30 protein-coding genes are annotated in these 25,865 nt (G+C 70.7%); 11 read left to right on the forward strand and 19 right to left on the reverse strand.

Translation table 11 applies throughout. The features are described from left to right. Positions 1-109: 109 nt before the first annotated feature. The 4 genes from Q0L15_RS11545 to coxB form a co-directional block, all read right to left on the reverse strand. Entirely contained in the window at positions 110-1,318 is a 1,209-nt protein-coding gene (locus Q0L15_RS11545; RefSeq protein WP_296604495.1) for an Ig-like domain-containing protein, read from the reverse strand. Between the two features lie 111 nt (positions 1,319-1,429). Next, complete coding sequence (locus Q0L15_RS11550; protein WP_296604497.1) at positions 1,430-1,828, reverse strand: cytochrome c oxidase subunit 4; 399 nt, start codon at positions 1,826-1,828, stop codon at positions 1,430-1,432. Continuing rightward, positions 1,828-3,576: a cytochrome c oxidase subunit I gene (gene ctaD, locus Q0L15_RS11555; RefSeq protein WP_296604499.1), complete on the reverse strand. Its 1,749-nt coding sequence runs from the start codon at positions 3,574-3,576 to the stop codon at positions 1,828-1,830. Before ctaD ends, Q0L15_RS11550 begins: the two co-directional genes overlap by 1 nt. After that, positions 3,573-4,502, reverse strand: a complete 930-nt coding sequence (gene coxB / locus Q0L15_RS11560) for a cytochrome c oxidase subunit II (protein WP_296604501.1) — start codon at positions 4,500-4,502, stop codon at positions 3,573-3,575. Before coxB ends, ctaD begins: the two co-directional genes overlap by 4 nt. Positions 4,503-4,685: 183 nt before the next feature. Between coxB and Q0L15_RS11565 the strand changes: the two genes are divergently transcribed. Together Q0L15_RS11565 and Q0L15_RS11570 are read left to right on the forward strand one after the other, a co-directional pair. Then, positions 4,686-5,810: an aminotransferase class V-fold PLP-dependent enzyme gene (locus Q0L15_RS11565; protein ID WP_296604503.1), complete on the forward strand. Its 1,125-nt coding sequence runs from the start codon at positions 4,686-4,688 to the stop codon at positions 5,808-5,810. Then, positions 5,807-6,046, forward strand: coding sequence for a sulfurtransferase TusA family protein (locus Q0L15_RS11570; protein ID WP_296604505.1), 240 nt, complete (start codon positions 5,807-5,809; stop codon positions 6,044-6,046). Before Q0L15_RS11565 ends, Q0L15_RS11570 begins: the two co-directional genes overlap by 4 nt. Here the strand turns inward: Q0L15_RS11570 and Q0L15_RS11575 are convergent. Then, positions 6,039-7,022, reverse strand: coding sequence for a carbohydrate kinase family protein (locus tag Q0L15_RS11575; protein WP_296604506.1), 984 nt, complete (start codon positions 7,020-7,022; stop codon positions 6,039-6,041). The genes Q0L15_RS11570 and Q0L15_RS11575 overlap by 8 nt on opposite strands. Positions 7,023-7,085: 63 nt before the next feature. Here Q0L15_RS11575 and Q0L15_RS11580 point away from each other — a divergent pair, with 63 nt between their 5' ends. Then, positions 7,086-7,307 (forward strand): hypothetical protein, encoded by a 222-nt coding sequence (locus Q0L15_RS11580; protein WP_296604508.1) that lies wholly within the window; start codon positions 7,086-7,088, stop codon positions 7,305-7,307. Positions 7,308-7,376: 69 nt separating this feature from the next. Here the strand turns inward: Q0L15_RS11580 and erpA are convergent, their stop codons facing one another. Next, positions 7,377-7,739, reverse strand: a complete 363-nt coding sequence (erpA, locus tag Q0L15_RS11585) for an iron-sulfur cluster insertion protein ErpA (RefSeq protein ID WP_296604509.1) — start codon at positions 7,737-7,739, stop codon at positions 7,377-7,379. 71 nt (positions 7,740-7,810) lie between these two features. Next, positions 7,811-8,887 (reverse strand): glycerate kinase, encoded by a 1,077-nt coding sequence (locus tag Q0L15_RS11590; protein WP_296604511.1) that lies wholly within the window; start codon positions 8,885-8,887, stop codon positions 7,811-7,813. A gap of 19 nt (positions 8,888-8,906) precedes the next feature. On the opposite strand from Q0L15_RS11590, the gene Q0L15_RS11595 reads away from it, so the two are divergent. Then, positions 8,907-9,779, forward strand: coding sequence for a GNAT family N-acetyltransferase (locus Q0L15_RS11595; protein WP_296604512.1), 873 nt, complete (start codon positions 8,907-8,909; stop codon positions 9,777-9,779). A gap of 48 nt (positions 9,780-9,827) precedes the next feature. After that, positions 9,828-11,000, forward strand: a complete 1,173-nt coding sequence (gene nadA, locus Q0L15_RS11600) for a quinolinate synthase NadA (protein ID WP_296604514.1) — start codon at positions 9,828-9,830, stop codon at positions 10,998-11,000. A 39-nt stretch (positions 11,001-11,039) separates the two neighbouring features. Here the strand turns inward: nadA and Q0L15_RS11605 are convergent, their stop codons facing one another. The 4 genes from Q0L15_RS11605 to Q0L15_RS11620 form a co-directional block, all read right to left on the reverse strand. Next, positions 11,040-12,206, reverse strand: a complete 1,167-nt coding sequence (locus tag Q0L15_RS11605) for a GAF domain-containing sensor histidine kinase (protein WP_296604515.1) — start codon at positions 12,204-12,206, stop codon at positions 11,040-11,042. Between the two features lie 87 nt (positions 12,207-12,293). Further along, positions 12,294-12,872, reverse strand: coding sequence for a hypothetical protein (locus tag Q0L15_RS11610; RefSeq protein WP_296604517.1), 579 nt, complete (start codon positions 12,870-12,872; stop codon positions 12,294-12,296). A 14-nt stretch (positions 12,873-12,886) separates the two neighbouring features. After that, positions 12,887-13,816, reverse strand: a complete 930-nt coding sequence (gene htpX / locus Q0L15_RS11615; protein WP_296604519.1) for a zinc metalloprotease HtpX — start codon at positions 13,814-13,816, stop codon at positions 12,887-12,889. Between the two features lie 57 nt (positions 13,817-13,873). Beyond that, a complete protein-coding gene (locus Q0L15_RS11620; protein WP_296604520.1) occupies positions 13,874-14,659 on the reverse strand; it encodes a PspA/IM30 family protein in 786 nt (261 codons plus the stop codon). A gap of 161 nt (positions 14,660-14,820) precedes the next feature. On the opposite strand from Q0L15_RS11620, the gene Q0L15_RS11625 reads away from it, so the two are divergent. Continuing rightward, positions 14,821-15,405, forward strand: a complete 585-nt coding sequence (locus Q0L15_RS11625) for a DUF3043 domain-containing protein (protein WP_296604522.1) — start codon at positions 14,821-14,823, stop codon at positions 15,403-15,405. A 30-nt stretch (positions 15,406-15,435) separates the two neighbouring features. Here the strand turns inward: Q0L15_RS11625 and Q0L15_RS11630 are convergent, their stop codons facing one another. From Q0L15_RS11630 to paaA, 6 genes are read right to left on the reverse strand one after another with little or no spacing between them, the layout of a single operon-like run. Next, on the reverse strand, positions 15,436-16,446 hold the full coding sequence (locus Q0L15_RS11630) for an aldo/keto reductase family protein (RefSeq protein WP_296604524.1): 1,011 nt from the start codon (positions 16,444-16,446) through the stop codon (positions 15,436-15,438). A 14-nt stretch (positions 16,447-16,460) separates the two neighbouring features. Continuing rightward, a complete protein-coding gene (paaE, locus tag Q0L15_RS11635; RefSeq protein ID WP_296604526.1) occupies positions 16,461-17,534 on the reverse strand; it encodes a 1,2-phenylacetyl-CoA epoxidase subunit PaaE in 1,074 nt (357 codons plus the stop codon). A gap of 14 nt (positions 17,535-17,548) precedes the next feature. After that, on the reverse strand, positions 17,549-18,028 hold the full coding sequence (paaD, locus tag Q0L15_RS11640) for a 1,2-phenylacetyl-CoA epoxidase subunit PaaD (RefSeq protein WP_296604527.1): 480 nt from the start codon (positions 18,026-18,028) through the stop codon (positions 17,549-17,551). A gap of 5 nt (positions 18,029-18,033) precedes the next feature. Next, positions 18,034-18,774, reverse strand: coding sequence for a 1,2-phenylacetyl-CoA epoxidase subunit PaaC (gene paaC, locus Q0L15_RS11645; RefSeq protein ID WP_296604528.1), 741 nt, complete (start codon positions 18,772-18,774; stop codon positions 18,034-18,036). After that, complete coding sequence (gene paaB, locus Q0L15_RS11650) at positions 18,771-19,058, reverse strand: 1,2-phenylacetyl-CoA epoxidase subunit PaaB (RefSeq protein ID WP_296604529.1); 288 nt, start codon at positions 19,056-19,058, stop codon at positions 18,771-18,773. The genes paaC and paaB overlap by 4 nt, the downstream gene beginning before the upstream one ends. Further along, the gene (gene paaA, locus Q0L15_RS11655) at positions 19,055-19,993 is read right to left on the reverse strand and encodes a 1,2-phenylacetyl-CoA epoxidase subunit PaaA (RefSeq protein ID WP_296604530.1); all 939 of its coding nucleotides are present in this window, start codon (positions 19,991-19,993) and stop codon (positions 19,055-19,057) included. The genes paaB and paaA overlap by 4 nt, the downstream gene beginning before the upstream one ends. 86 nt (positions 19,994-20,079) lie before the next feature. Between paaA and Q0L15_RS11660 the strand changes: the two genes are divergently transcribed. The 4 genes from Q0L15_RS11660 (at position 20,080) to Q0L15_RS11675 (ending at position 21,966) form a co-directional block, all read left to right on the forward strand. After that, positions 20,080-20,640 carry a GNAT family N-acetyltransferase gene (locus Q0L15_RS11660; protein WP_296604531.1) on the forward strand — a complete coding sequence of 187 codons (561 nt, stop codon included), beginning with the start codon at positions 20,080-20,082 and terminating at the stop codon, positions 20,638-20,640. A gap of 67 nt (positions 20,641-20,707) precedes the next feature. Further along, the gene (locus Q0L15_RS11665) at positions 20,708-20,926 is read left to right on the forward strand and encodes a hypothetical protein (protein ID WP_296604533.1); all 219 of its coding nucleotides are present in this window, start codon (positions 20,708-20,710) and stop codon (positions 20,924-20,926) included. Positions 20,927-20,950: 24 nt separating this feature from the next. Beyond that, entirely contained in the window at positions 20,951-21,664 is a 714-nt protein-coding gene (locus tag Q0L15_RS11670) for an AzlC family ABC transporter permease (protein WP_296604535.1), read from the forward strand. Continuing rightward, on the forward strand, positions 21,661-21,966 hold the full coding sequence (locus tag Q0L15_RS11675; protein ID WP_296604536.1) for an AzlD domain-containing protein: 306 nt from the start codon (positions 21,661-21,663) through the stop codon (positions 21,964-21,966). Before Q0L15_RS11670 ends, Q0L15_RS11675 begins: the two co-directional genes overlap by 4 nt. 31 nt (positions 21,967-21,997) lie before the next feature. Here Q0L15_RS11675 and Q0L15_RS11680 read toward each other — a convergent pair whose 3' ends face one another. After that, positions 21,998-24,007 (reverse strand): PTS mannitol transporter subunit IICBA, encoded by a 2,010-nt coding sequence (locus Q0L15_RS11680; protein WP_296604538.1) that lies wholly within the window; start codon positions 24,005-24,007, stop codon positions 21,998-22,000. Between the two features lie 217 nt (positions 24,008-24,224). Here Q0L15_RS11680 and Q0L15_RS11685 point away from each other — a divergent pair, with 217 nt between their 5' ends. Beyond that, positions 24,225-25,283: a zinc-dependent dehydrogenase gene (locus tag Q0L15_RS11685; RefSeq protein WP_296604540.1), complete on the forward strand. Its 1,059-nt coding sequence runs from the start codon at positions 24,225-24,227 to the stop codon at positions 25,281-25,283. A 164-nt stretch (positions 25,284-25,447) separates the two neighbouring features. On the opposite strand, the gene Q0L15_RS11690 is transcribed toward Q0L15_RS11685, so the two are convergent. Then, positions 25,448-25,837, reverse strand: coding sequence for a VOC family protein (locus tag Q0L15_RS11690; protein ID WP_296604541.1), 390 nt, complete (start codon positions 25,835-25,837; stop codon positions 25,448-25,450). Positions 25,838-25,865 lie beyond the last annotated feature (28 nt).

The raw sequence follows: 25,865 nt of genomic DNA on the forward strand, positions 1-25,865 counted from the left end.
CCCACACCTGTGGAGAAACGTTGACCCGCCCGAAACTTTCGGGCGGGTCAACGTCGATCTCCACCGTTCGCGTCGACCCGTCGCGAAGTTTCGGGCGGGTCAAGCTGGATCAGGACAGTGCGGAGCCCTGGCGGTACTGCTGGAAGGACTCGTTCCAGTCGCCGTAGCCGTTGTCGAGCGTCATCGGGCGATCGGTGCCGGTGTACTCGACGACGTCACCGCGCCGCGACATGGCGTAGAGCCAACCGGCGTTCTCGGTGCTCAGGCCGGTGCAGCCGTGGGAGACGTTGGCGTAGCCCTGCGAGCCGACCGACCACGGCGCAGCGTGGATGAACTCCCCGGAGTAGGTCACGCGCATGGCCCACTGGACGTTGTCGATGTCGTAGGCGTCGGCGCTGCCCGCGGGGATGCCGACGGTCTCGGAGTTCATGCGCTTGCTGTCGAACTTCTCGATGATGACCTTGACGCCGGACCGGGTGGTGAACCCCGGCTTGCCGGTGGTGATCGGCAGGGTGCGCAGCAGCTTGCCGTTGCTGAACACCTTCATCTGGTGGGTCTGGGCGTTGACGCGGTAGATGTGCGCGTCGCCGACGTGGAAGTCGAGCTCGCGGCTCTCCTGGCCGTAGATCCCGTTGCCGGCGGCCACGCTGTTGACGTCGACGTCGACGTGCACGTCGGTGCCGGCCTTCCAGTACGCCTTGGGGCGCCAGTGGGCCTCGGTGTCGCTCATCCAGTGCCACGAGCCGGGCTGGCTGGGCGTGGAGGTCACGGTCATGTGCTTCTCGAACGACGCCTTGTCGGCGACCGGCAGGTCGAAGGTGACGATCACTGGCATGCCGACCCCGACGGTCTCGTCGGCGAGCGGCGCGACCGAGGGATAGGTCTGCTCGTCCAGCGTCAGGTCGCGGGTCGTGAAGCGGGAGGTACGGCGCACCTGGGTGCCGTCGGTCTTCTTCGCGACCGTCGTCATCGTGTACGCCGTGCCCGGCTCGAGGCGCGAGGACGCCACCCAGCGGCTGCCGTCGGCCTCGACCTCGCCCGCGATCTTCCCCTCCGGCGAGGTGACCTGCACGGTGTCGATCGTCCCGCCGGTCGCCCGGACGGACAGCTCCCGATCGACCGGGACGTTCGTGGCGTCCTTCTTGACGCTCGGGACCAACCGGAGCGCCGGCACGTCCTGGGACGCGGACGCGCTCGGGCCGTCGGCGCCGAGGGCGGAGGCCCCCGGCACGTCGTCGGACTGACAGGCCGTGAGCGTCAAGGCCGCAGCCAGTGCGAAGGCTGCGAGCGCGCCGTGGCGCGGACGACTGGTGGACATGCGAGAACTCCCCGTGACGAGCGTGTGGTCCTGCGACCAGCCTAACCGGCGGGCCCTATCGAGCCGATTCGACACCACAGGGGCACCGCCGCGCGCCGCCGACCGGGTCGCTCAGTGCGCGTGCTCTCCGCGGTAGTACTCGAAGATCCACCCGCTGAGCGCGATCGCCCCCAGCGCCACGCCGATGATCAGCAGCCACCACGCACCGAGCGCGGTGGCGTAGACGATCGTGCTGAGCGTCAGCGCGCACCACAGCGGCCACCAGGAGTACGGCGGGAAGAACCCCAGCTCACCCGCACCGTCGGCGATCTCGCCGTCCTTGCGGTCCTCGGGCCGCGGCTCCATCGACCGGGCGTGGAACGCCAGGTAGAGGGTGACCATGCCGGCCAGCAGGAAGGTCATCGTCAGGACGGAGGTGCCGGTCCAGTCGGAGGTGATGAACCAGTACGCCGGGCTGACCAGCGCGAAGAAGATCGCGGTGATCGCGAAGATCCAGGCCTCGGACTTCATCAGGCGTTGCCCTCCGGGTCGTTGTTGCGGTCGCGCAGCATCTCCTCGCGACCCTCCATGTCGGGAGCGTCGGCCGGTCCACCGACCCGTGCCATCTCGTTGTCCTCGAGCTCGATCGCCGCCACCTCCGGGTGGTGCAGGTCGAAGGCCGGGGACTCCGAGCGGATCCGCGGGATCGCGACGAAGTTGTGCCGCGGCGGCGGGCAGCTGGTCGCCCACTCCAGCGAGCGACCCCAGCCCCACGGGTCGTCGGTGTTGACCAGCGGAGCGCGACGCGAGATGTAGACGTTGTAGAGGAACGGCAGCGTCGAGGCGCCGAGCAGGAAGGCACCGATGGTCGAGACCTGGTTGAGGGCCTGGAACCCATCACCGGGCAGGTAGTCGGCGTAGCGACGGGGCATGCCCTCGACACCGAGCCAGTGCTGCACGAGGAACGTGGTGTGGAAGCCGACGAACAGCAGCCAGAAGTGCACCTTGCCGAGACGCTCGTCGAGCATCCGACCGGTCATCTTGGGCCACCAGTAGTAGAACCCCGCGAACATCGCGAACACCACGGTTCCGAACACCACGTAGTGGAAGTGCGCGACCACGAAGTAGGAGTCGGACACGTGGAAGTCCAGCGGCGGGCTCGCCAGGATGACACCGGTCAGACCACCGAAGAGGAAGGTCGTCAGGAAGCCGATCGACCACAGCATGGGCGTGTCGAAGGAGATGGACCCGCCCCACATCGTGCCGATCCAGTTGAAGAACTTCACACCTGTCGGTACGGCGATCAGGAAGGTCATGCCGGAGAAGAACGGCAGGTCCACGGCGCCGGTCACGAACATGTGGTGGGCCCACACCGCGACCGAGAGGATCGCGATGCCGAGCGTGGCTCCGACCAGGCCGATGTAGCCGAAGACCGGCTTGCGGCTGAACACCGGGAGGATCTCGGTCACGATGCCGAAGAACGGCAGGGCGATGATGTAGACCTCGGGGTGGCCGAAGAACCAGAAGAGGTGCTGCCACAAGATCGCGCCACCGTGAGCGGTGTCGAAGACGTGAGCGCCGAGCAGGCGGTCGGCCTCGAGCGAGAGCAGCGCTCCGGCCAGCACGGGGAACGCGATCAGGACGAGCAGGCTCGTGACCAGGGTGTTCCAGACGAAGATCGGCATCCGGAACATCGTCATGCCGGGCGCGCGCATGCAGATGATCGTGGTGATGAAGTTGACCGCACCGAGGATCGTGCCGAGGCCGGCCATCCACAGGCCCATGATCCACAGGTCACCGCCGACCCCCGGGGACCGGACCGCGTCGGAGAGCGGCGTGTAGGCGAACCAGCCGAACGACGCGGCGCCACCGGGGGTGAGGAACCCCGAGGCGGCGATCAGGCCGCCGAAGAGGAACAGCCAGTAGCTGAACATGTTCAGGCGCGGGAACGCCACGTCGGGCGAGCCGATCTGCAGCGGCATGATCACGTTGGCGAAGCCGAAGAACAGCGGCGTCGCGAACAGCAGCAGCATGATCGTGCCGTGCATCGTGAACAGCTGGTTGTAGACCTCGTCGTTGACGACCTGCATGCCCGGGTAGGCCAGCTCGGAGCGGATCAGCATGGCCATGAGGCCGCCGATCATGAACCACGCGAACGACGTGCCGAGGTAGAGCTTGCCGATCAGCTTGTGGTCGGTGGTCGTGAAGACGCGGGCGAGCTGCTCACCGAGTCGGGGACGTCCCGCGATGGCGCTGGGGTGTGCGGCGGTGGCGGTCACTTGCCTTCTCCCTCGGATTCGTCGCTGTCGAGACCGACCTGCGTGCGGGTGCTCTCGCCGCCGAGCAGCGGGGTGTCGGAGGTCGCCCCGGCGTCCTGCAGGTCCTGGAGGTAGGCGTCGTACTCCGCCCGGGTCACGACCTTGACGTTGAAGAGCATCCGCGAGTGGTAGGTGCCGCAGAGCTCGAAGCACTTGCCCGCGAACTCACCGGTGCGGTTCGGGGTGATCTCGTAGTGGTTGACCCGCCCCGGGACGACGTCCATCTTGAGGAGGAACGCCGGCACGCTCAGGTCGTGGATCACGTCGGGCGAGTGCAGGTTGAACCGGGTGGTCTCCCCCACGGGCAGCACGAGCGTCGGGACGTACGACGCCGTGCCGGCCTCGTAGGCGTAGGAGGAGTACGGGAACTCGTCGTCGGACGCGTCGTCGTTGGCCGCCTCGTCCTGCTCGCCGAGACCGTAGTTGAACGTCCAGGACCACTGCTGGCCCACGACCTCGATGGTGTTGTCCACCGGGAGGTCGTCGTCGAGGACGGCGTTCTGGGTGTCGACGGTCTTGGCGAAGAAGACGATCACCATGATGATCGGGGCGATCGTGTAGAAGATCTCGAGCGGCAGGTTGTAGCGCGTCTGGACCGGGATCTCGTCCTCGCTACGACGCCGGAAGCGCCAGATCGAGTAGAAGATCAGGCCCCACACCACCGCGCCGGTGATGAGGGCGGCGATCCACGCGCCCTGCCACAGGTTGAGGATGTGCTCACCCTGCTCGGACGCCGGATCCGGCATCGCCAGACGCTTCCACTCGCCCTCGGTCTCGGACGAGCAGCCACCCAGCACCAACACGGCGGCACCCATCGCGGCCAGCCCGGTCACCCTGCGGGCGGTCCCGCGGGTGCTGGCGGTGCGCTTGGGGAGTTGCAGACTCAACGCCTGAGCCTCTCTCTCAACGAACTCGGATGAGCCGCACCTTATCGGAATCCCAGGACCTATTGCCCCCTGGGGGGCCCTGGCGCGGACACAAGTCCCGGGACCTTCTACCCGCTGGTACCCGCCGGGGTGGCCCGGAGGCGCCTGGGAGGCGTCGGACCGGTGGCAGATAGGTTCGGCCACGTGACCAGCGCCGACCGTCCGAGCGCCCTCCCCCGCCCGGTCTACCTCGACTCGGCCTCCGCCGAGCCGCTGCACCCGGCCGCCCGCGAGACGCTCCTCGCGGCGCTCGAGCGGGGGTACGCCGACCCGCGGCGGCTGCACGGGCCGGCCCGCGACGCCCGGCTGCTGCTCGACAACGCCCGCGCGGTGGTCGCGGAGTGCCTGGAGGTGCGTCCCGACGAGGTCACCTTCACCGCCTCGGGCACCGAGGCGGTCCACCGCGGCCTGCTCGGGCTGCGCCTCGGGACGGCGCCGGCCGGGGACGCCCGGATCGGGTACGCCGCCGTCGAGCACTCCGCAGTGGTGCACGCGGCCCGGTGGACCGGCCCCGAGCCGCTCGAGGTCCCGGTGGACCGGCTCGGCAGGGTCGACCCGGAGGGCTTCGCCGGAGCGGACGTCGTGGCGCTCCAGAGCGCCAACCACGAGGTCGGCACCCTGCAGCCGGTCGACCGGCTGCCCGACGGCGTGCCGCTGTTCCTCGACGCCTGCGCGTCGATGGGCCGCCTCCCCCTGCCGGCCCGCTGGGACGTGCTCGCCGGCTCGGCACACAAGTGGGGCGGCCCGGCCGGCGTCGGCGTCCTCGTGGTCCGCAAGGGCACCCGGTGGGCGAACCCGTTCCCCGGGGACGACCGGGTCGACGAGCGGGCCAGCGGCTTCGAGAACGTCCCGGCGGCGCTGGCAGCGGCCGCGGCGCTCCGGGCGGTCGTGGCCGAGCGCGACGACGTCGGTGCCCGCCAGCGGGCGCTCGTGGACCGGATCCGGGCCGCTGCGGCAGACGTCGCGGACGTCGAGGTCGTCGGCGACCCGGTCGACCGCCTCCCCCACCTGGTGACGTTCTCCTGCCTCTACGTCGACGGCGAGGCGCTGGTCACCGAGCTCGACCGGCGCGGCTACGGCGTGGCGAGCGGCTCGGCCTGCACGGCGTCGACCCTGACGCCCAGCCGGGTGCTCGAGGCCATGGGGGTCCTCACCCACGGCAACGTGCGCGTGTCCCTCACCCGCGACACCACCGAGGCCGACGTCGACGGCTTCCTCGACGTACTGCCCGGCGTGGTCCGCGACATCCGGGCCGAGGTCGGCCTGTGAGCACGCCTGCCGACCTCGAGCTCGACTGCCGCGGGATGCTCTGCCCGCTCCCGGTGATCGAGCTCGGCAAGCGGATCGGCGAGGTCGCCGTGGGTGGGCTGGTCGCGGTCGTCGCCAGCGACGTGGCGGCCCGCACCGACGTGCCGGCATGGTGCCGGATGCGCGGGCAGGAGTACGCCGGCGAGGAGACGGCCCCCGACGGGACGCCTCGCTACCTGGTGCGCAGGCTCAGCTGAGCGTCTTGAGGAACGGGGCGATGTCCTCGGCCGCGTCCGGCCCGTAGGAGTGCTCCAAGCGGCCCAGGAACTGGGCCGGGGTGAAGCCGTACTCCTGGGTGCCGACGGTCTCCACGACGTACGCCGCCAGCACGCACCCGACCTGCGCGGAACGCTCGAGCCCGACGCCCCAGGCCATCCCGGCGAGGAAGCCCGCCCGGAACGCGTCGCCGACCCCGGTCGGCTCGACCGCCGGGACGTCCTTGGCGGCCGGGAGCTCGATGGGCTCCTCGCCGCTGCGCGTGATGCGCACGCCGTCCTTGCCGAGCGTGGTCACCTGGATGCCGACCCGGGAGAGGATCTCCTCGGCGGACCAGCCGGTCTTCTGCTCGATCATGTGCGACTCGTACTCGTTGGAGAACAAGATCGCGGCGCCGTCGATGAGCGGCCGGATGAGGTCGCCCCCGCTGAAGGCGAGCTGCTGGCTGGGGTCGGCGATGAAGGGGTAGCCCCGCTGCCGGCACTCCTCGGTGTGGCGCAGCATGCCGTCGGGGTCGTCGGCACCGATCAGGACGTACTCGGGCGCGCCCTCCCGCGCCGCGATCGGGGCCAGCTCGATGAGCCGGGCCTCGCTCATCGCGCCCGGGTAGAAGGAGGCGAACTGCGCCATCGTGGCGTCGGTGGTGCACACGAACCGTGCGGTGTGCTTGGTCTCGGAGATCCGCACGTGCGAGCAGTTGACGCCGTGCCGCTCCAGCCAGGACCGGTAGTCGCCGAAGTCCTCGCCGGCCGCGCCGACGAGCACCGGGGTGAGCCCGAGCTGACCCAGCCCGAAGCACATGTTGGCGGCCACTCCCCCGCGCCGGATCTCCAGGTCCTCGACGAGGAACGAGACCGAGAGCTTGTCCAGCTGCTCGACCACCAAGGAGTCGGCGAACTTGCCCTGGAAGCTCATCAGGTGGTCGGTGGCGATGGAGCCCGCGATCAGCAGCGACATGCCGTGAACACTACTCATTGGTACTCCTCCAGGTACCCAGCAGTAGGGCCTACCGTCGAGAACATGAGCGCTGAGAAGACCCCCGGACGCCTGGCCTACGACGACCTCACGACCCCCTCGGAGATGACCCGCGACTGCGAGGCGGTGCGCGCCGCGCTGCGCCCGGCGCCCTCGATCCACTTCGCCGACTTCCCCCGCGAGATCCGCAAGCGCGGTGAGATCGAGTACTCCGCGGCCGCCGCCCGGCTGGCCGGCGCCCTCAACCTCCAGCTCGACGGGGACTGACCCGACCACGGGACTCGGACATGCGAAAGGCCCCGCCGGCGATGCCGGCGGGGCCTTTCGGATGTCAGCTCAGTGGAACGAGTCGCCGCAGGCGCAGGAGCCGGTGGCGTTCGGGTTGTCGATCGTGAAGCCCTGCTTCTCGATCGAGTCGACGAAGTCGATCATCGCGCCGTTGAGGTAGGGGACGCTCATCCGGTCCACGACGACGGACACGCCGTCGAAGTCGGTGACGACGTCGCCGTCCAGGCTGCGCTCGTCGAAGAACAGCTGGTAACGCAGACCCGAGCAGCCGCCCGGCTGCACGGAGATGCGGAGCGCGAGGTCGTCGCGGCCCTCCTGGTCCAGGAGGCTCTTCACCTTGGCGGCGGCCACCGGGCTCAGGTTGATGGAGTCCGTGCGGCGCTCGGTGGTGGTCTCGACCTGCTCGGTCATGTGCGGTTCTCCCAAGGTCGGCGGAAGCGGGTGTTACTCGATCAATGGTCGCACACGGCCGGTTATTCCGGTCATTGCCGTGACCAGGTCCTCGCGACCCGCTCGGCGAGGTCCGCAAGCGCACCGGCGGGGTCGCCGAACGCGCGCTCCTCCCCCACCAGCTCCACCAGCGAGTACGCCGACTCGATGCCCAGCGCCCGCATCTCCCGCGCCCCCACCAGCACCTGCCCGGCCAGCGCGATGCACGGGCGCACCGCCTCGGCCGCGATCTCGGCCACGCCGTAGGGCACCTTGCCTGACCGGCTGGAGAAGTCGAACGCGCCCTCCCCGGTGATCACGAGGTCGGCCTCCCGGCAGCGCTCCGGCAGCCGCACGGCGTCCGCGACCATCCCGATGCCGGGCGCGCGCGTCGCGCCCAGGAGCAGCAGCGCGAAGCCGAGCCCGCCCGCCGCGCCGGCACCCTTTTCCAGCGACAGGCGCCGGTCGGTCGCCACGGCCAGCTCCTCCAGCCACCCGTCGAGCACCGGCAGCCGGTCCTCCGGGACGCCCTTCTGCGGCCCGTAGACCTTGGTCGCGCCGAACAGGCCCGTGAGCGGGTTGTCGACGTCGGTGGCAGCCACCACCGGCAACGGGTAGCGGGGCACCTCGACGCGCGTGATCCCGGCCAGCCCGGCCGCGCCGGCATCCAGCGGCCGGTCGGCGGTCGCGCCGAGGGCGGCGAGCAGCCCGGCTCCGCCGTCGTTGGTCCCGCTGCCACCCAGACCCACCACGACCCGCTCCGCGCCCGCCTCGACCGCGGCCAGCAACAGCTCACCGACGCCGTACGTCGTGGCCTCCTCGGCCCGCCCGCCGGCGCTCAGGTGCAGGCCGCACGCCTGGGCGGCCTCGACGTACGCCGTGCCGTCCGGGACCAGCAGCACGGTGGCCGGCGTCGGCACGCCGTGGGGGCCCCTGACCGTGACCGCGAGCAGGTCACCGCCGAGGGCCGCGTGCAGCACGCCCACGAAGCCGGGGCCGCCGTCGGCCATCGGAGCCAGGTCGAGCTCGTCCCCCGGCGCGCGGCGGCGCCACCCGGAGGCGATCGCCTCGGCCGCCTCGACCGCGGTCAGCGTGCCGGCGAACTTGTCGGGGGCCACGAGGATGCGCACGAGGCCTAGTCTCTCCCACGTGCAGATCCGCCCGATGACCCAGGAGGACGTGCCGGAGGCCGAGCGGGTCAGCGACGAGGGCTTCTTCGAGCTCGACAGCCGGATGCGGCGAGCGACGGCGCCCGAGCCCACCCGCCGCACCGCGATCCACCGGGACTCGTGGATCCGGCGCACCCGCCACCTCGTGCGCACGGACCCGGGCGGCTGCTGGGTGGCCGAGGACGAGTCCGGTCTCGTCGGCATCGCCACGTCGTTCCGGCGCGAGGTGCTGTGGTGCCTGGCGACGTACGCCGTGCTGCCCGGCCGACAGGGTCAGGGCATCGGCAAGCCGCTGCTGGCCGCGGCCCTGCAGCACGGCCGGGCGTGCACGCGGCGGATGCTCTCGGCGTCGTCGGACACCACGGCGGTGCGCGTCTACCACCAGGCGGGGTTCGAGCTGCACCCGCAGATGTACCTCACCGGGCGGGTCGACCGCTCGGTGCTGCCGGTCGTCGAGAAGGTGCGCGAGGGCAGCGCGGCCGACGTCGAGCTGATGGACTCCCTCGACCGGGCGGCCCGCGGCGCGGGGCACGGCGTGGACCACGAGGCGATGCTCGCGACCTGGCGGCTGCTGGTGTCGGACACGACCACCGGGTCCGGCTACGCCTACCTCGACGAGCGCGGCCGGCTCGCGCTGCTGGCCGCGTCCAACCGGCGCACGGCCACCCGGTTGCTGTGGGCGGTGCTCGCCGAGGGCCCGGAGACGGCGACGGTCCCGCACCTGACGGGGGCCAACCAGTGGGCGCTCGACGTCGGCTTCGCCGCCCGCCTCGAGCTGCACACCGAGGGATATCTCGCGCTGCACGGGATGAAGCCGCCCTCGCCGTACGTTCACAACGGTGCACTGCTGTGACAGGACCACCGGGTCGCGAGACCAGAGCCGACAAATAGGATGGGCGCCATGACGACCGTGGACCTCCCGCTGCTGCCCCTGGGCCGCGGCACCGACCTCACCAGCGAGCGTGGCGTGGAGTGCCCCGGCGACCTGCCACCGGCCTCCGACCCCGCCCTGGTCGAGCGCGCCCGCGCGGCCAAGGAGGCGCTCGGCGACCGCGTCTTCGTGCTCGGCCACCACTACCAGCGCGACGAGGTCATCCAGTTCGCCGACGTGACCGGCGACTCCTTCAAGCTCGCCCGCGACGCGGCCGCCCGGCCCGACGCCGAGTTCATCGTGTTCTGCGGTGTGCACTTCATGGCCGAGTCGGCCGACATCCTGACCGGCCCCGGCCAGCAGGTGATCCTGCCCGACCTCGCGGCAGGCTGCTCGATGGCGGACATGGCGCGGCTCACGCAGGTCGAGCTGGCCTGGGAGGCCCTCGAGGCCGCCGGCATCGCCGGCGCGGTCGTGCCGGTGACCTACATGAACTCCTCGGCGGACATCAAGGCGTTCTGCGGTCGCAACGGTGGCCTCGTGTGCACCTCCAGCAACGCCGAGGTGGCGCTGGAGTGGGCCTTCGAGCAGCGCCCCGACGCCAAGATCCTCTTCCTGCCCGACCAGCACCTCGGGCGCAACACCGCGGTGCAGAAGATGGGCCTCACCGTCGACGACTGCGTCGTGTGGGACCCCCACCGTCCCGGCGGCGGCCTCACGCCCGAGCAGCTGCGCGACGCGCGAATGATCCTGTGGAAGGGCCACTGCTCGGTGCACGGCCGGTTCTCCCCCGAGGTCGTCGACGAGCTGCGCGCGACGATCCCCGACGTGCAGATCCTGGTGCACCCCGAGTGCCGCCACGAGGTGGTGCTCAAGGCCGACCTCGTCGGGTCGACGGAGTTCATCATCAAGACGATCGAGGCCGCCCCGGCGGGCTCGAGCTGGGCGATCGGCACCGAGCTCAACCTGGTCAAGCGCCTCGCCGCCGCCCACCCGGACAAGAACATCTCGTTCCTCGACAAGACCGTCTGCTACTGCTCGACGATGAACCGCATCGACCTCCCCCACCTCGTGTGGGCGTTGGAGTCGCTGGTCGCCGGCACGGTCGTCAACCGCATCGAGGTCGACCCCGAGACCGAGAAGTGGGCGCTGGTCGCGCTGGAGCGGATGCTGTCCCTGCCGGGCAAGACCCACAAGGACTGAGCGGCGGCCCCGCCGCCCAGCCTCAGCCTGGATCCACGCTCAGTCGGGCAGCTCGAACCAGGCGCACGTGCCGCCGTACGCCGCGTCGGTGAGTCCGATGCGGCCGCCGTGCGCCTCGACGATCCGACGGCAGGTCGACAGGCCGATGCCCGAGCCCTCCACGCTCTCGTCGATGCGCGCCAAGGGCGCGAAGACCCGGTCGCGCTGGTCGGCCGGGATGCCGGGACCGCGGTCGCACACCTCGACCCGCCACCCGTCGCGCACGCGCACGGCGTCGACCTCGACGTGCGCGGGCTCGCGCGGGCGGGTGAACTTCAAGGCGTTGGCCACCAGGTTCTGCAGCACGGCCCGCAGCTGCACCGGGTCACCCATCACCGTGGGCAGGTCGCCCGCGAGGAGGGTGGACCCCACGAGCGCGGTGGTCAGGTCGGCCCGGACGTCGTCCAGCACCGCATGGAGGTCGACCGGGACTCGCTGGAGCTCGGCGCCGACCCGGGCGTAGGCCAACAGCTCGTCGATCAGGCTCTGCATCCGCTGAGCGCCGCCCTGCGCGCGCTGGAGGAGGAAGGTCGCGGAGCCACCGTCCGCGTCCGCGCGGCCGTCGAGCTCCTCGCGCAGGAGCTGGAGCGAGAGGGAGACGGCCGCGAGCGGGTTGCGCAGGTCGTGGCTGACCTGTCCGGCGAACGCGGCGAGCTGCTCGTTGGAGCGCTTGAGCTCGCGGGTGCGCAGCTCGAGCTCGAGCAGGTCGACGACCCGGTCGGCGAGGCCGACGAGCGCGTGCTCCTGCTCCTCGCTGAGCTCGCGCGGCACGGTGTCGAACACGCACAACGTGCCGATCACCACGTCCTCGGGCGTCACGAGCTGGTGCGTCGCGTAGAACCGCACGTTCCCGAGGACACCGGTGACGAACGGATTGTCGCGGAACCGGTCGTCCTGGCTGGCGTCCGCCACGACCACCGGCTCGCCGTCATGCAGCACGAGGCTGCACATCGAGTCCTCGCGCGCGCAGATCGAGGCCTCGAAGCCATAGGCGGCGATCTGGTGCTGCGCGGTGTCGGTGATCAGGTTGATCGTGGCCATCGGCACCCGCGCCACCTGTGCGGCGATCTCGACCAACGCCAGCAGGTCGGGCCGCGGCGGCTCCGTGAGGACGCGGTACTTGCCGATCTCGGCGACGCGCGGGGCGTCGAGCTCGGTCGTCGTCACGTGTCACAGCCCCCCAGCTTGGGTCGATCCGGTCCCCGAGGCCGCAAATCTAGTACGCCGGACGCGTCCGGCCGAGCACCCGAGACGTCACAGCCCGGGCGCGCCCCAGACGGCCAGCCAACGGCCGAGGTCCTGCTCCATCGGCAGCTCCGCAGCCAGGGTGTCGCGGATCTGGATCTCGAGCAGGTTGTCGCGCTCACGGCCCGAGCCGGGCTGGGGCGCGAACGCGTAGAACGTGCCCTGCTTGTAGAGGTAGACCAGGCCGACCCGGCGGCCGGACACGTCGGCGAACGGCACCAGCGAGCACAGCAGCCCGGTGCCGAACCCCTGGGCCTCGAGCGCCGTGTTGACCGCGTGCAGGTCGGTGCACAGGCCGGCGGTGTCGGAGGGGTCGCGGTGGGCGACCAGCCAGGTGAAGCCGTACTCGTCGCGCGAGACCTGCACGTCCGGAGCATCGGGGTCCGCGTCGAGCAGGGCCACCACGTCGTCCTGCGTCTGCTGGAAGGCGGCACCCGCGGCCGCCCGGTAGCAGACCGACCCCTCGCCGGTGGGAGTGAGACCGATGGCGGTCTGCAGCGTGATCGCGGCGCTCGGCACCAGGAACAACGAGTCGAGGTTCGCGGCCTTGGGCCGGCTGCGGCCGGCGATGACGTCCCAGAATCCCATGCAGCCAGTGTCGGCTACGCCGCCGGCCGGCCGAGCTCGGCCTGGATCTTCGCGAGCTGCTCGAGGCGCTGCTCGAGCGTCGGGTGGGTCGAGGTGAGGGTCCGCAGCGAGACGCCCTGCACCGCGGGGGCGATGAAGAACGCGTTCATCGCGCTGGCCTGGCGCAGGTCGCGCTGAGGGATCTGGTTGATCTCACCGGTGATCTTCTGCAGCGCCGAGGCGAGCGCCTGCGGCTTCATCGTGAGATAGGCGCCAGCGCGGTCGGCCGAGAGCTCGCGGTAGCGCGAGAGCAGCTTGAGCAGCAGGAAGCTGATCGCGTAGGTCACCAGGCTCACCAGCAGCACGACCAGCCAGATCGGCAGACCGCCGTTGTTGTTGTCGCGACGCCCGCCGCCGAAGAAGGCGCCGTACTGCGATCCCCGGGTGAGCATCCCCGCGACGATGCCGGCGCTCGAGGCGGCGGTCATGACCAGCACGTCGCGGTGCGCGACGTGGGAGAGCTCGTGGGCGAGCACGCCCTCGAGCTCCTCGGCGGTGAGGCGGCGCAGGATGCCGGTGGTGACGACGACGACCGACCGCTGGGGTGAGCGGCCGGTGGCGAACGCGTTGGGCAGGTCGGTGTCGGCCACGCCGATGCGAGGCTTGGGCATGTCGGCGAGCGCGCAGAGCCGCTCGATCATGTCGTGCAGTTCCGGGGCCTGCTCCCGGCTGACCTCACGGGCCCGCATCGCCTTCATCGCGACCGTGTCGGACTTGTACCACTGGAACCAGACGATCCCGAGGCCCACGACTCCGATCAGGACGCCCGCGCCCGCTCCGAAGGAGCTCGCGAAGATCGTGCCGACGATCGCGATCAGCCCGACGAACAGGGCGCCGAGCAGGAACATCACCAGCGTCATCCGGGCCGTCAGCCCGGCGTCGCCGACGAAACGCGTGCGTGCCATGTGTCCATTCTCCCTGGTGACCAATGGGATGGTCTCACCCAGGACAACGGCGAGGGGTCAGGCCTGGTTCCCCTCGGTGCCTTCCTTCTCAGCCTCGGCCTGGAGGATCGCGCCACCGGTCTCGGCGCCCTCGATCGCCTGCGGGCTGCTGCCGGCCTTGAGCGCGGCGAGCTCGGCCTCGACGTCGGCCTGCGAGCTCATCGCGTCGAGCTCGCGGGCGATGTCGTCACCGGAGCTGACGGCGCTGACGTCGTCGAGCGCACCCGAGGCGATCAGCTCGTCGATCGCACCGGCGCGAGCCTGCATCTGCGCGGTCTTGTCCTCGGCGCGCTGGATCGCCGCGCCCACGTCGCCCATCTCGTCGCCGATGCCGGACATCGCCTCGTTGATGCGCGTCTGGGCCTCGGCTGCCGTGTAGGTCGCCTTGATGGTCTCCTTGCGGGTGCGGAACGCCTCGACCTTGGCCTGCAGCCGCTGCTGGGCCAAGGTGAGCTTCTCCTCCTCACCCTGGAGCTGGGCGTGCTGGGTCTTGAGGTCGTTGATCTGGGTGGTCAGCCCGGACTTGCGGGTCAGCGCCTCACGCGCCAGGTCCTCGCGGTCCATCGTGATGGCCTTCTGGGCCTGGTCCTGGAGCTTGGCCGACTGCTGCTCGAGCTGGTTGATCTGCAGCTCGACCCGCTTGCGGCTGGTCGCGACGTCCGCGACGCCGCGGCGCACCTTCGAGAGCAGCTCGAGCTGGCGCTGGTAGCTGTAGTCGAGGGTCTCCCGCGGGTCCTCGGCGCGGTCGAGGGCCTTGTTGGCCTTCGAGCGGAAGATCAGGCTGATGCGCTGCCACATACCCATGAGGACGGATCCCTCTCCAGTCATGCTGAGTCTTGGGGTCATTCGCCGGCGTACGCCGGTCGAGGCCCCAGCCTAGGCTCAAACGCAAGCACGTGCGACGGCGCCGGTAGTCTGGTGCTCGATCAGCACCCGCCCTGTCCGACCCCGTGTAAGGCCCTCCGTTGTTCCGTCGCAACAAGACCGAGACCACCGCTCCCACGCCCACCGTCACCAAGGTGGGCGGCAAGGGCCGTCCGACGCCCACCCGGCGGGAGGCGGAGGCGGCCGCCAAGGCGCGCGCGAAGGTCCCGCGCACCCGCAAGGAGCAGATGGCCGCCCAGCGTGCGGCCCGTTCCCAGTCCAGCCAGAGCATCCGTCAGGCGATGAAGTCGGGCGACGAGCGCTACTACCCGGCCCGCGACCGGGGGCCGGAGCGGCGGTTCATCCGCGACTTCGTCGACAGCAGGTTCTCGCTCATCGAGCTGGTCATCCCGCTGATGCTGGTCACGATGGTGCTGTCCTACTCCGGCAGCCGCCAGCTGGCCAACATCGGCAGCACCGTGCTCCTGGTGACCGTCGTGATGGTGCTCGCCGACATGCTGGTGCTGCGCTTCCGGCTGCGCCGCGAGATGTCCCGACGCTTCCCGAACAGCCCCACGAAGGGCCTGACCTACTACGCCGTCACCCGGGCGCTGCAGATGAAGTTCATGCGGCTGCCCAAGGCGAAGGTGAAGATCGGCCAGACCCTCCCCGAGGACTACCGCTAGACCTCGGGGAACGTCCCGCCCGCGCCTGGCCTACGAGCCGAGGTCGCGGCGCCGGGGGTTGCGCGTCTGCGCGGGGTCGCGCTCGACGACCGGGTCCACGGCCTCGTCGATGGCCCTCAGCGTGGCCTCGTCGAGGCGCACGCCGGCGGCCTTGACGTTGTCGGTGACCTGCTCGGGCCGGCTGGCGCCGATGATGGCCGCCGAGACGTTGCTGTTCTGCAGCACCCAGGCGACCGCGAGCTGGGCCATGGTCAGGCCGGCCTCCTGCGCGATCGGCTGGAGCAGCTGGACCCGCTCGAGGACGTCGTCCTGCATCCAGCGCCCGATCATGTTCGCGCCGCCCTTCTCGTCGGTGGCGCGCGAGCCCGCCGGCGGGGCCTGGCCGGGAAGGTACTTGCCGGTCAGCACGCCCTGGGCGATCGGCGACCAGACGATCTGGCCGATGCCGAGCTCCTCGCAGGTCGGGACGACCTCGGCCTCGATGACCCGCCAGAGCATGGAGTACTGCGGCTGGTTGGAGACCAGGGGGATCTTGAGCTCGCGGGCCAGCTCGTGGGCGCGGCGGATGTCGTCGGCGCGCCACTCCGAGACTCCGATGTAGAGCGCCTTGCCCTGGCGGACGACGTCGGCGAACGCCTCCATCGTCTCCTCGAGCGGGGTCTCGTCGTCGTAGCGGTGGGCTTGGTAGAGGTCGACGTAGTCGGTGCCGAGGCGGGTGAGCGAGCCGTTGATCGACTCCATGATGTGCTTGCGGGAGAGGCCGTGGTCGTTGTGCTTGCCCGGGCCGGTCGGCCAGTAGACCTTGGTGAAGATCTCCAGGCCCTCGCGGCGCTCGCCCTTCAGCGCGCGGCCGAGCACCGACTCGGCGGCGGTGTTGGCGTAGACGTCGGCGGTGTCGAAGGTCGTGATGCCCTCGTCGAGCGCCTGCCGGACGCACGCGGTGGCGGCGTCCTCCTCGACCTGGGAGCCGTGGGTGAGCCAGTTGCCGTAGGCGATCTCCGAGATCTTCAGTCCACTGCGGCCGAGGTTGCGAATCTCCATGTCGGCGACACTAGTCACCCGTCGAAATCGACCACCACGCGGTCCGAGGTCGGGTGCGCCTGGCAGGTGAGCACGTAGCCGCGCTCGATCTCCTCGGGCTCGAGCGCCCAGTTCGCATCCATCGCGACGCTCCCCTCGACGACCCGTGCGCGACAGGTGCCGCACACGCCGCCCTTGCACGCGAACGGCAGGTCGGAGCGGACCCGCAACGCGGCCTCGAGCACCGGGACGTCGTCGGGCCGCAGGTCGAGGTCGGAGGCGCGCCCCGCGAGCCGGACCGTCACCCGAGCCGCGCCCTCGGGTGCGCCGGCGAGCGCGGAGACCGGCACGCGCGCGACGGGGTCGGCGTGGAAGAGCTCGCTGTGCACGCGGCGGGCCTCGACCCCCAGACCGTCGAGCGTCCCGCGCAGCTCGCCGACCATCTGCTGGGGGCCGCAGAGGTACCACTCGTCGACCTCGGTCGCAGGCATCAGCGCCGCGAGGATCCGTTCGAGCCGCGCGCCGTCGAGCCGGCCGGAGAGCAGGTCGACGTCCTGGCGCTCCTGGGAGAGCACGTGCACGATCTGCAGCCGCGTCGGATAGGCGTCCTTGAGGTCGTGGACCTCGTCGAGGAACATCACCGAGCGGTGGGTGCGGTTGGCGTAGACCAGCAGCACCGACGACTCCGGCTCGCCCTCCAGGATCGCCGTGACGATCGACAGGACGGGGGTGATGCCGGAGCCGGCGGCGATCGCCACGTGCGTACGCCGGGCGGCCGGGTCGATCGCCGCGGTGAACCTCCCCGCGGGCGTCATCACGTCGAGGTGGTCTCCGACGCGCAGCCGGCCGACCACCCCCTCGCTGAACGCGCCGCCGGGCAGCCGCTTGACGCCGATCCGGAGCTCGCCCGAGGCCGGCGAGGTGCACAGCGAGTAGGAACGGCGCACCTCGTCGGTCGCACCCGCTCCCCCGCGGATCGACAGGTGCTGGCCCGGGACGAAGTCGAACTCTCGCGCCAGCTCGTCGGGGACCTCGAAGGTCAGCGCGACGGCGTCGTCGGTGAGCTCGTCGATCGCCGCGACCCGCAGCGAGTGGAACGTGGCGGACACTCAGCTCCGTCCCATCAGATGGCCTTGAAGTGGTCGAAGGGCTCGCGACAGGCGCGGCAGACCCACAGCGACTTGCAGGCCGTCGACCCGAAGCGGCTCGACTCGCGGGTGTCCAGCGAGCCGCACTGCGGGCAGCGCACGGCCAGCGGCACGCTGACCGGGCCGGCGCCGGGTGGTGCGACGCCGTAGGCACGCAGCTTGGCCTTCGCCTCCTCGCTCATCCAGTCCGTCGTCCAGGCCGGGGCGAGCACGAACTCGACGTCGACGTGCCGGTAGCCCGCCGCCGTCAGGGTCTCGATGAGGTCGGTGCGGATCGTCTCCATGGCCGGGCAGCCGGAGTACGTCGGGGTGATCCGGACGTGGACACGGCCCTGGTCGTCCTCGGTGACGTCACGCAGGATGCCGAGGTCGGCGATCGTCACGACCGGCAGCTCCGGATCGGGGATGTCGGCTGCGATCTTCCAGGCGCCGCCGCCCCCGACGATCGAGGTCATCGGGCTCACCACGTCGCCCCCGGGTGCGACCGGTGCAGGTGCTGCATCTCGGCCAGGAGGTAGCCGAGGTCCTCGGTGTGCAGGCCCCGGCGGCCGCCGCCGCGCGCGGGGGCGACCTGGGGGACCACGAGCGTCGCCTCCGCGAGCACGCTCTCGACGGTCGTGAGCACCGCGTCACGCAGCGCGACCGGGTCGACCACGGCGCCGTCGACGGGGCCGAAGAGCTCCTCGACGTAGGGCCACTCCGCCTCGAGCGCCACCTGCATCCGCGCGTGCGACTCCTCGGTGCCGTCGCCGAGCCGCACGACCCACCGACGGGCGTGGTCGAGGTGATAGGCCACCTCCTTGACGGCCTTCCCGGCGATGGCGGCCAGCGTCGGGTCCTCGCCGAGAGCCAGGGCCGCGTAGAGCTCGGCCTGCCAGGCGCTGAAGACCAGCAGCCTGGCCATGGCGACCCCGAAGTCGGTCTGGGGACGCTCGACGAGCCAGACGTTGCGGAAGTCCCGGTCGTCGCGCAGGTAGGCGAGGTCGTCCTCGGACCGGCCGGCGCCCTCGAGCTCCCCGGCGTAGGTCAGGAGGTTGCGCGCCTGGCCGAGCTGGTCGAGGCCGATGTTGGCCAGCGCGAGGTCCTCCTCGAGCTGAGGGGCACGGCTGATCCACCAGCCCATCCGCTGGGCGGAGACGAGCGCGTCGTCGGCGAGGCCCAGGACATAGGAGAAGGGAGTAGAACTCGGTGGGGTGATCACAGGTGCTCCACGCCCTCGGGGATCTCGTAGAACGTCGGGTGCCGGTAGATCTTGTCGGCCGCGGGGTCGAAGAACTCCTCGCGCTGGCCGGCCTCGGAGGCCACGATCTCGGCCGACGGCACCACCCACAGCGAGACGCCCTCCTGGCGACGGGTGTAGACGTCGCGGGCGTTGCGCAGCGCCATCTCGGCGTCCGGGGCGTGCAGCGAGCCGACATGCACGTGGGACAGACCCCGCCGGGAGCGGACGAAGACCTCCCACAGCGGCCAGTCGCGGGTGCTCACGCGACCTCCCCGGCCGCCCGGGCGGCCTGCTTGGCCGCGTACGCCGAGGCCGCCTCGCGCACCCAGGCCCCGTCCTCGTGGGCCCGCACCCGGTGACCCATCCGCTGGGCGTTGCAGGGGCCGTTGCCCTGGATCACCTCGAACAGCTCGGTGAAGTCGATCGGCCCGGAGTCGTAGTGGCCCCGCTCGGCGTTCCACCGCAGCTCGGGGTCGGGCAGCGTCAGCCCGAGCGCCTCGGCCTGGGGGACAGTCATGTCGATGAACCGCTGGCGCAGCTCGTCGTTGGAGAACCGCTTGATCCCCCACGCCATCGACTGGGCGGAGTGCGGCGAGTCGGCGTCGGGCGGACCGAACATCATCAGCGCCGGCCACCAGTAGCGGTCGACCGCGTCCTGGGCCATCGCCTTCTGCGCCGGCGTGCCGTGAGCGAGCGTGTGCAGGATCTCGAAGCCCTGGCGCTGGTGGAAGGACTCCTCCTTGCAGACCCGGATCATCGCCCGCGCGTAGGGGCCGTAGGAGCAGCGGCACAGCGGGACCTGGTTGACGATCGCGGCGCCGTCGACGAGCCAGCCGATCGCCCCGACGTCGGCCCAGGTGAGCGTCGGGTAGTTGAAGATCGAGGAGTACTTCTGCCGGCCGGTGTGCAGCTGGTCGAGCAGGTCCTCGCGGTCGACACCGAGCGTCTCGGCGGCGGCGTAGAGGTAGAGGCCGTGGCCGGCCTCGTCCTGCACCTTCGCCATCAGGATCGCCTTGCGCCGCAGGCTCGGCGCGCGGCTGATCCAGTTGCCCTCGGGTTGCATGCCGATGATCTCGGAGTGGGCGTGCTGGGCGATCTGGCGCACGAGCGAGCGGCGGTAGTCCTCGGGCATGGGGTCGCGCGGCTCGACCCGGCCGTCGTCGGCGAGCAGCTCGTCGAAGGACACCTCAGCGGACATGCGGGCACGCTACCACCACGTGTTACAGATCACAGCCGCTCCTGCATGAGTGTGTAACACCACGGGGCGGCTGTCAGGATGACCTCATGAGCAGCTCCCCCGGCCCGAGCGCCGACGTCTCCGTCCGGGTCGCCTGGGCCGACGACGCTCCCGCGATCGCCGAGGTGCAGCTGCGCGCCTGGCGCGAGACCTACGCCGACCTCCTTCCCGCGGACGCGCTGCCCGGCCCCGAGCAGGTCGAGGCGGCGGCCGCCGCGTGGCGGGCGTCGCTGTCCGCCCCGAAGGACGCTCGCAACCGGGTCCTCGTCGCGCTCGAGCGCAACCGCGTGGTCGGCCTGGCCATCACCACTCCCGCCGACGACCCCGACTGCGACCCGATCGCGGACGCCGAGCTGCGCGAGCTGGCCGTCGACCCGGGCGAGCGCGGTCGCGGCCACGGCTCGCGGCTGCTGCAAGCGGCCGTCGACACGATGCAGGCCGACCGCTTCACCCGCGCGGTCACCTGGACGATCGCGTCCGACGACGTCCTGCGGGGCTTCCTCACCGATGCCGGCTGGGCCGCCGACACCGCCCACCGCGAGCTCGACCTGGACGGCGAGGGCACGACCCGGGTCAAGCAGGTCCGCCTGCACACAGCACTCTCTTAGCGAACGCCTCTTGAAATCCCGGGCAGCGGGTGCACGATGGAGATCCACTCCAGAACGGGGGCCACTCGTGTTCGGTCCACTCCCGCCGCTGTACCGCATGCTCGTCATCGCCACCGTGTTCGCGGTCGGCATCATGTCCGGGATCTGGATCGCACAGTTCGTCTCCGCGTCGGCCGCCGCGGTTGCCGGAGCGGCGTGGGGCGCCCTCGCCGGCGCACTCCTGGGGTACGTGCTCCTGCACGACTTCCACCACCGTCCACGCCCCGTGCGCGTGCGCCGGCACTGACCGCTCCACGGTTAACGTCAGGGCGTGAACGACGCCCCTCTCGAGCCTGCCCTCGAGCCTGCCCTCGAGCCTGCTGAGCGCTCGTCGATCATCCGCGACAGCCTGGGCGTCGGGCTCGCCACCGGTGCGTACGGCGTCGGCTTCGGCGCCGTCTCCGTCGCCGCCGGCCTCACCGTGGCGCAGACGTGCGCGCTGTCGCTGCTGGCGTTCACCGGCGCGAGCCAGTTCGCGCTGGTCGGCGTCGTGGCGGCCGGCGGCACTCCCCTCTCGGGCGCGCTGACGGCGCTGCTGCTCGGCACCCGCAACACGCTCTACGGCCTGCGGATGGCGCCCCTGCTCGCGTGGACCGGCTGGCGCCGGACGCTCGGCGCGCACGTGCTCATCGACGAGTCGACGGCGATGGCGGTGACGCGGCCCTCGACCGCCACCGCCCGCCTCGCCTTCACCTGGACCGGCGCGTCGATCTTCGTGCTGTGGAACCTCGCGACAGCCGCCGGCGCGGTCGCGGGCAACGCACTCGGGGACCCGCGCACCTACGGCCTGGATGCAGCCGTCGGGGCCGCCTTCCTGGCCCTGCTGTGGCCGAGGCTGCACTCGCGCGCCAACCAGCTCGTCGCCGTCGCCGCGGCCGCGGTGGCGCTGGGCGTCGTGCCGCTCGTGCCGGCCGGCGTACCCGTGCTCGCGGCTGCCGGCGTGGCGCTCGTCGCCGGCGTGCTGCCACGCAGGGAGCGCGGATGAGCGCCCTGTGGGTGGCCGTCCTGGCGACCGGCGCGGGCTGCTACCTGCTCAAGCTGGGAGGCCTCTCGGTCCCGCCCCGCGTCCTGGAGCATCCGGTGGCCGAGCGGATCGCCGACCTGATCCCGGTGGCCCTGCTCTCCGCGCTCGTCGCGGTGCAGGTGGTGGCCCGAGGGCACGAGATCGTGCTGGATGCTCGTGCCCTCGGGCTGATCGTGGCGGTGGTGCTGCTGGTGCTCCGGGCGCCGTTCCTCGTCGTGGTGTTCGGCGCCGCGGTCGTGGCAGCGCTGGCCCGGATGGTGTGACCTCCGGGCCAGCGTCCCCACGTGCAGCCGGTCAGACCGGCTGGACCTCCCCGAGGACCGCGCGGACGTCGGCGACCGACGTGGCGGTCTCGAGCCGGCGGACCTGCTCGGGATCGACGAACACCTCGGCGATCCGGCCGAGCAGCTTGAGGTGCTCGTTGCCCACGGCGGCGATGCCGACGACGTAGCGCACCTGCTTGCCGTTCCAGTCGATCGGCTCGGGGTAGCGGACGAAGGACAGCGCGGTGCGGCTCACCGCCGCCTTCGCCTCGTTGGTGCCGTGCGGGATGGCCAGGAGGTTGCCCATGGCCGTGGAGACCGAGGTCTCCCGCACGTGCATCGCCTCGACGTACGCCGGGGTGACGGCGCCGGCCGAGACCAGCAGCTCACCGGCCCGCGTGATGGCCGCGTCGCGCGACTCCGTCGGCGCGTCCAGCACGATCGCCTCGTCGGCCAGCAGCCCACCGGCTAGGGCAGGCTCCTCTCCGTCGGCGCCTGCACCGACCGTCGCGCGACCCGCACCGTTGTGCTCGCGGACCAGCTCGACGATCTCGTCGTAGCGCGGGCTCGCCATGAAGTTCTCCACCGAGACGTGGATCGCCGAACCGGTCTTCTGCCGGGCGCGGGCGGTGAGGTCCTGGTGGGTGACGACGAGGTCGTAGGTGTCGGTCAGGTTGGCGATGGCCTTGTTGACCACGGTGACCTCGGGGAACCCGGCGTCGTGGATCTTCTTGCGCAGCACCGAGGCGCCCATGGCGGAGGAGCCCATGCCGGCGTCGCAGGCGAACACGATGTTCGTGATGGAGCCGACGTGGCTGGTCGCGGCGGAGCCGGTCACCAGGGAGGAGGCCACCGACTTCTTGCCCTTCATCGCCTCCATGCTGGCGGTAGCGGTGACGAGCTCGTCCTCGGCCTCGATCGTCTTGTCGGTCTTCAGCAGGATCGCCGCCACGAAGAAGGACGCCGCTGCGCCACCGATGATCGAGAGGGTGATGCCGGTCAGGTTCTTCAGGTCGGTCGGCGCGGAGATGTAGACCGCGAACACCGAGCCGGGGGCGGCGGGAGACCGCAGACCGCTGGAGAAGATGACGTTGATCAGGATCTGGGTGAAGCCGCCCGCGAACATCGCGAGGATCAGCTTGGGCTTCATCAGCACGTAGGGGAAGTAGACCTCGTGGATGCCGCCGAAGAAGTGGATGATCGCAGCGCCGGGAGCCGACGCCTTCGCCATGCCCTTGCCGAAGATGCTGTAGGCGAGCAGCAGGCCCAGGCCGGCGGCCGGGTTGGCCTCGAGCAGGAACAGGATCGACTTGCCGCCCTCGGCCGACTCGTTGAGGCCCAGCGGGGTCAGCACGCCGTGGTTGAGGGCGTTGTTGAGGAACAGCACCTTGGCGGGCTCGATCACGAACGAGGCGAACGGCAGCAGGTCGTGGTTGACCAGGAACTCCACGCCGTCACCGAGACGGTCGGAGATCCAGGTGAGCACGTCGCTGAGTGCGAAGAAGCCGAACGTGGCGAGGATGCCGCCCCAGATGCCGGCGGAGAAGTTGTCGACCAGCATCTCGAAGCCCGGCTTGATCTTCCCGGCCCACATGCTGTCGATGTGCTTCATGCTCCAGCCACCGAGGGGGCCCATGATCATGGCGCCCATGAACATCGGGATCTCGGTGCCGGCGATGACGCCGAACGTCGCGATCGCGCCCACGACACCACCGCGGGTGAGGTCGTTGTAGGCCATCTTGCCGCCGGTGTAGCCGATGAGCACCGGCAGCAGGAACTTGATCATCGGGCCGACGATGCCGCCGCCCGCGTAGTCGCCCCAGCCGCCGATGTGGGCGACCCAGCCGTGCGGGCTGAGCCAGGCGTTGTCGCCGCCGCCGAGATTCAGCCAGCCGACCTCGATGAACATCGCGGTGATGAGGCCCCACGCGATGAACGCGCCGATGTTGGGCATCACCATGTTCGACAAGAAGGTGCCGAACCGTTGGACGTGGACGCGGGCCGAGGTTCGCTCCGCCGGCGTCTGCGTGGCTGTGGCCATGCTGCTCTTCCTCCTGAGGCGCCAGCCTGCGCAGGCTGGTCGGACCTTGTCGCCCAGCGGCCGGCACGGGTGTGACGAGCGCCATGGCGAATCTGTGATTGCCTGTATATCTCCGCAAAAAACGCTCCGTCAAGGGCCTAGAGCCACATGTTCACAGATAAACACAGATAAACGGTGCTACGGTGGGTCCACCACCGACCCGCGACGAGGAGAGAACATGAAGGCCCTGCGCTTCTACGCACCCGAGGACGTGCGACTCGAGGACGTGCCGGAGCCCACCTGCGGCCCCGACGAGATCAAGCTGCGAGTGCGCAACTGCTCCACGTGCGGCACCGACGTGAAGATCCTCCACAACGGCCACCAGAACCTCACTCCCCCGCGGACCATCGGCCACGAGATCGCCGGCGAGGTCGTCGAGGTGGGCGCGGACGTGAACGCGACGTACGGCGCGAGCTGGGCGGTCGGCGACCGCGTCCAGGTGATCGCCGCCGTGCCGTGCGGCGAGTGCTACGAGTGCACGAAGGGCTGGATGGCGGTCTGCCAGAACCAGACCTCGATGGGCTACCAGTACGACGGCGGGTTCGCCGAGTACATGATCGTGCCGAAGCAGGTCCTCAAGGTCGACGGCCTCAACCGCATCCCCGACAACGTCGGTTTCGACGAGGCCTCCGCCGCCGAGCCCTTCGCCTGCGCGATCAACGCCCAGGAGCTGCTCGGCATCGAGCCCGGGGACACCGTCGTGGTCTTCGGTGCCGGTCCGATCGGCTGCATGCACATCCGCATCGCACGCGGCGTCCACCAGGCCGGCCCGGTCTACCTCGTCGACGTGAACGCCGACCGCCTTGCGATGTCGGCCGCCGCCGTGCAGCCGGAGGAGACCATCAACGGCTCGGAGGTCGACGTCGTCGAGAAGGTCATGGAGCTCACCGGTGGCCGCGGGGCGGACGTCGTCATCACCGCGACGGCTGCGAACATCACCCAGGAGCAGGCGATCGCGATGGCCGCCCGCAACGGTCGGATCTCGTTCTTCGGCGGCCTGCCCAAGACCAACCCGACGATCACCTGCGACTCCAACATCGTCCACTACCGTCAGCTGCACATCCACGGCGCCAACGGCTCGGCCCCCGAGCACAACAAGCGCGCCCTCGAGTACATCTCCACGGGCCAGGTCCCGGTCAAGGACCTGATCACCCGCCACATCCCGCTCTCCGACGTCCTCGACGCGTTCTCGATCGTCCAGAACGGCGAGGCCATCAAAGTGACCGTCGAGCCTTGAGGTCCGACGACCCCGATTGTTGAGCTGCGAAGGCGCGCTAGCGCCCGAGCCTCCAAACCCCCGCAGCGCAGGCAGGGCGGTGACCACCACGGTCACCGCCCTGCGTTGCTTTCCGGGATCTCGACAGGCTCGATCACCGGCGCCGCTCGATCACCGGAGCCGGACTACTCCGGCGTCGCGACCCACTCGACCAGCTGCCAGACGATGCCGTTGGCGTCGGCGAACTGGCAGTAGCGCTCTCCCCACGGCTCGGTCTCCGGCGACGTGATCACCCGCACCCCGGCCTCGCTGATCCGCTCGAACTCGGCGTCCAGGCCGTCGACCTCGAACGCGAGCAGCAGCCCCTGGCCGGCCGGGCCGGCGATCTCCTGCGGCTTGAACGTCGACAGGCCGGTGCGCAGGAACACGACGTTGACGCCGGCCGTGGGGTGGGCCAGCGAGACGAACCCGTCGGCGGACATCGCCTCGGTGAACCCGAGGTGCTCGATGGCGAAGAGCGCCGACGCCTCGACGTCGGCGACGTTGAGCGAGATGGCGGTGGACCTGATGTGCATGCGACTCCCCTCGTGCTGAGCTGCCCGC

This window comes from Nocardioides sp. (assembly GCF_024509035.1).
Lineage (GTDB): Bacteria > Actinomycetota > Actinomycetes > Propionibacteriales > Nocardioidaceae > Nocardioides.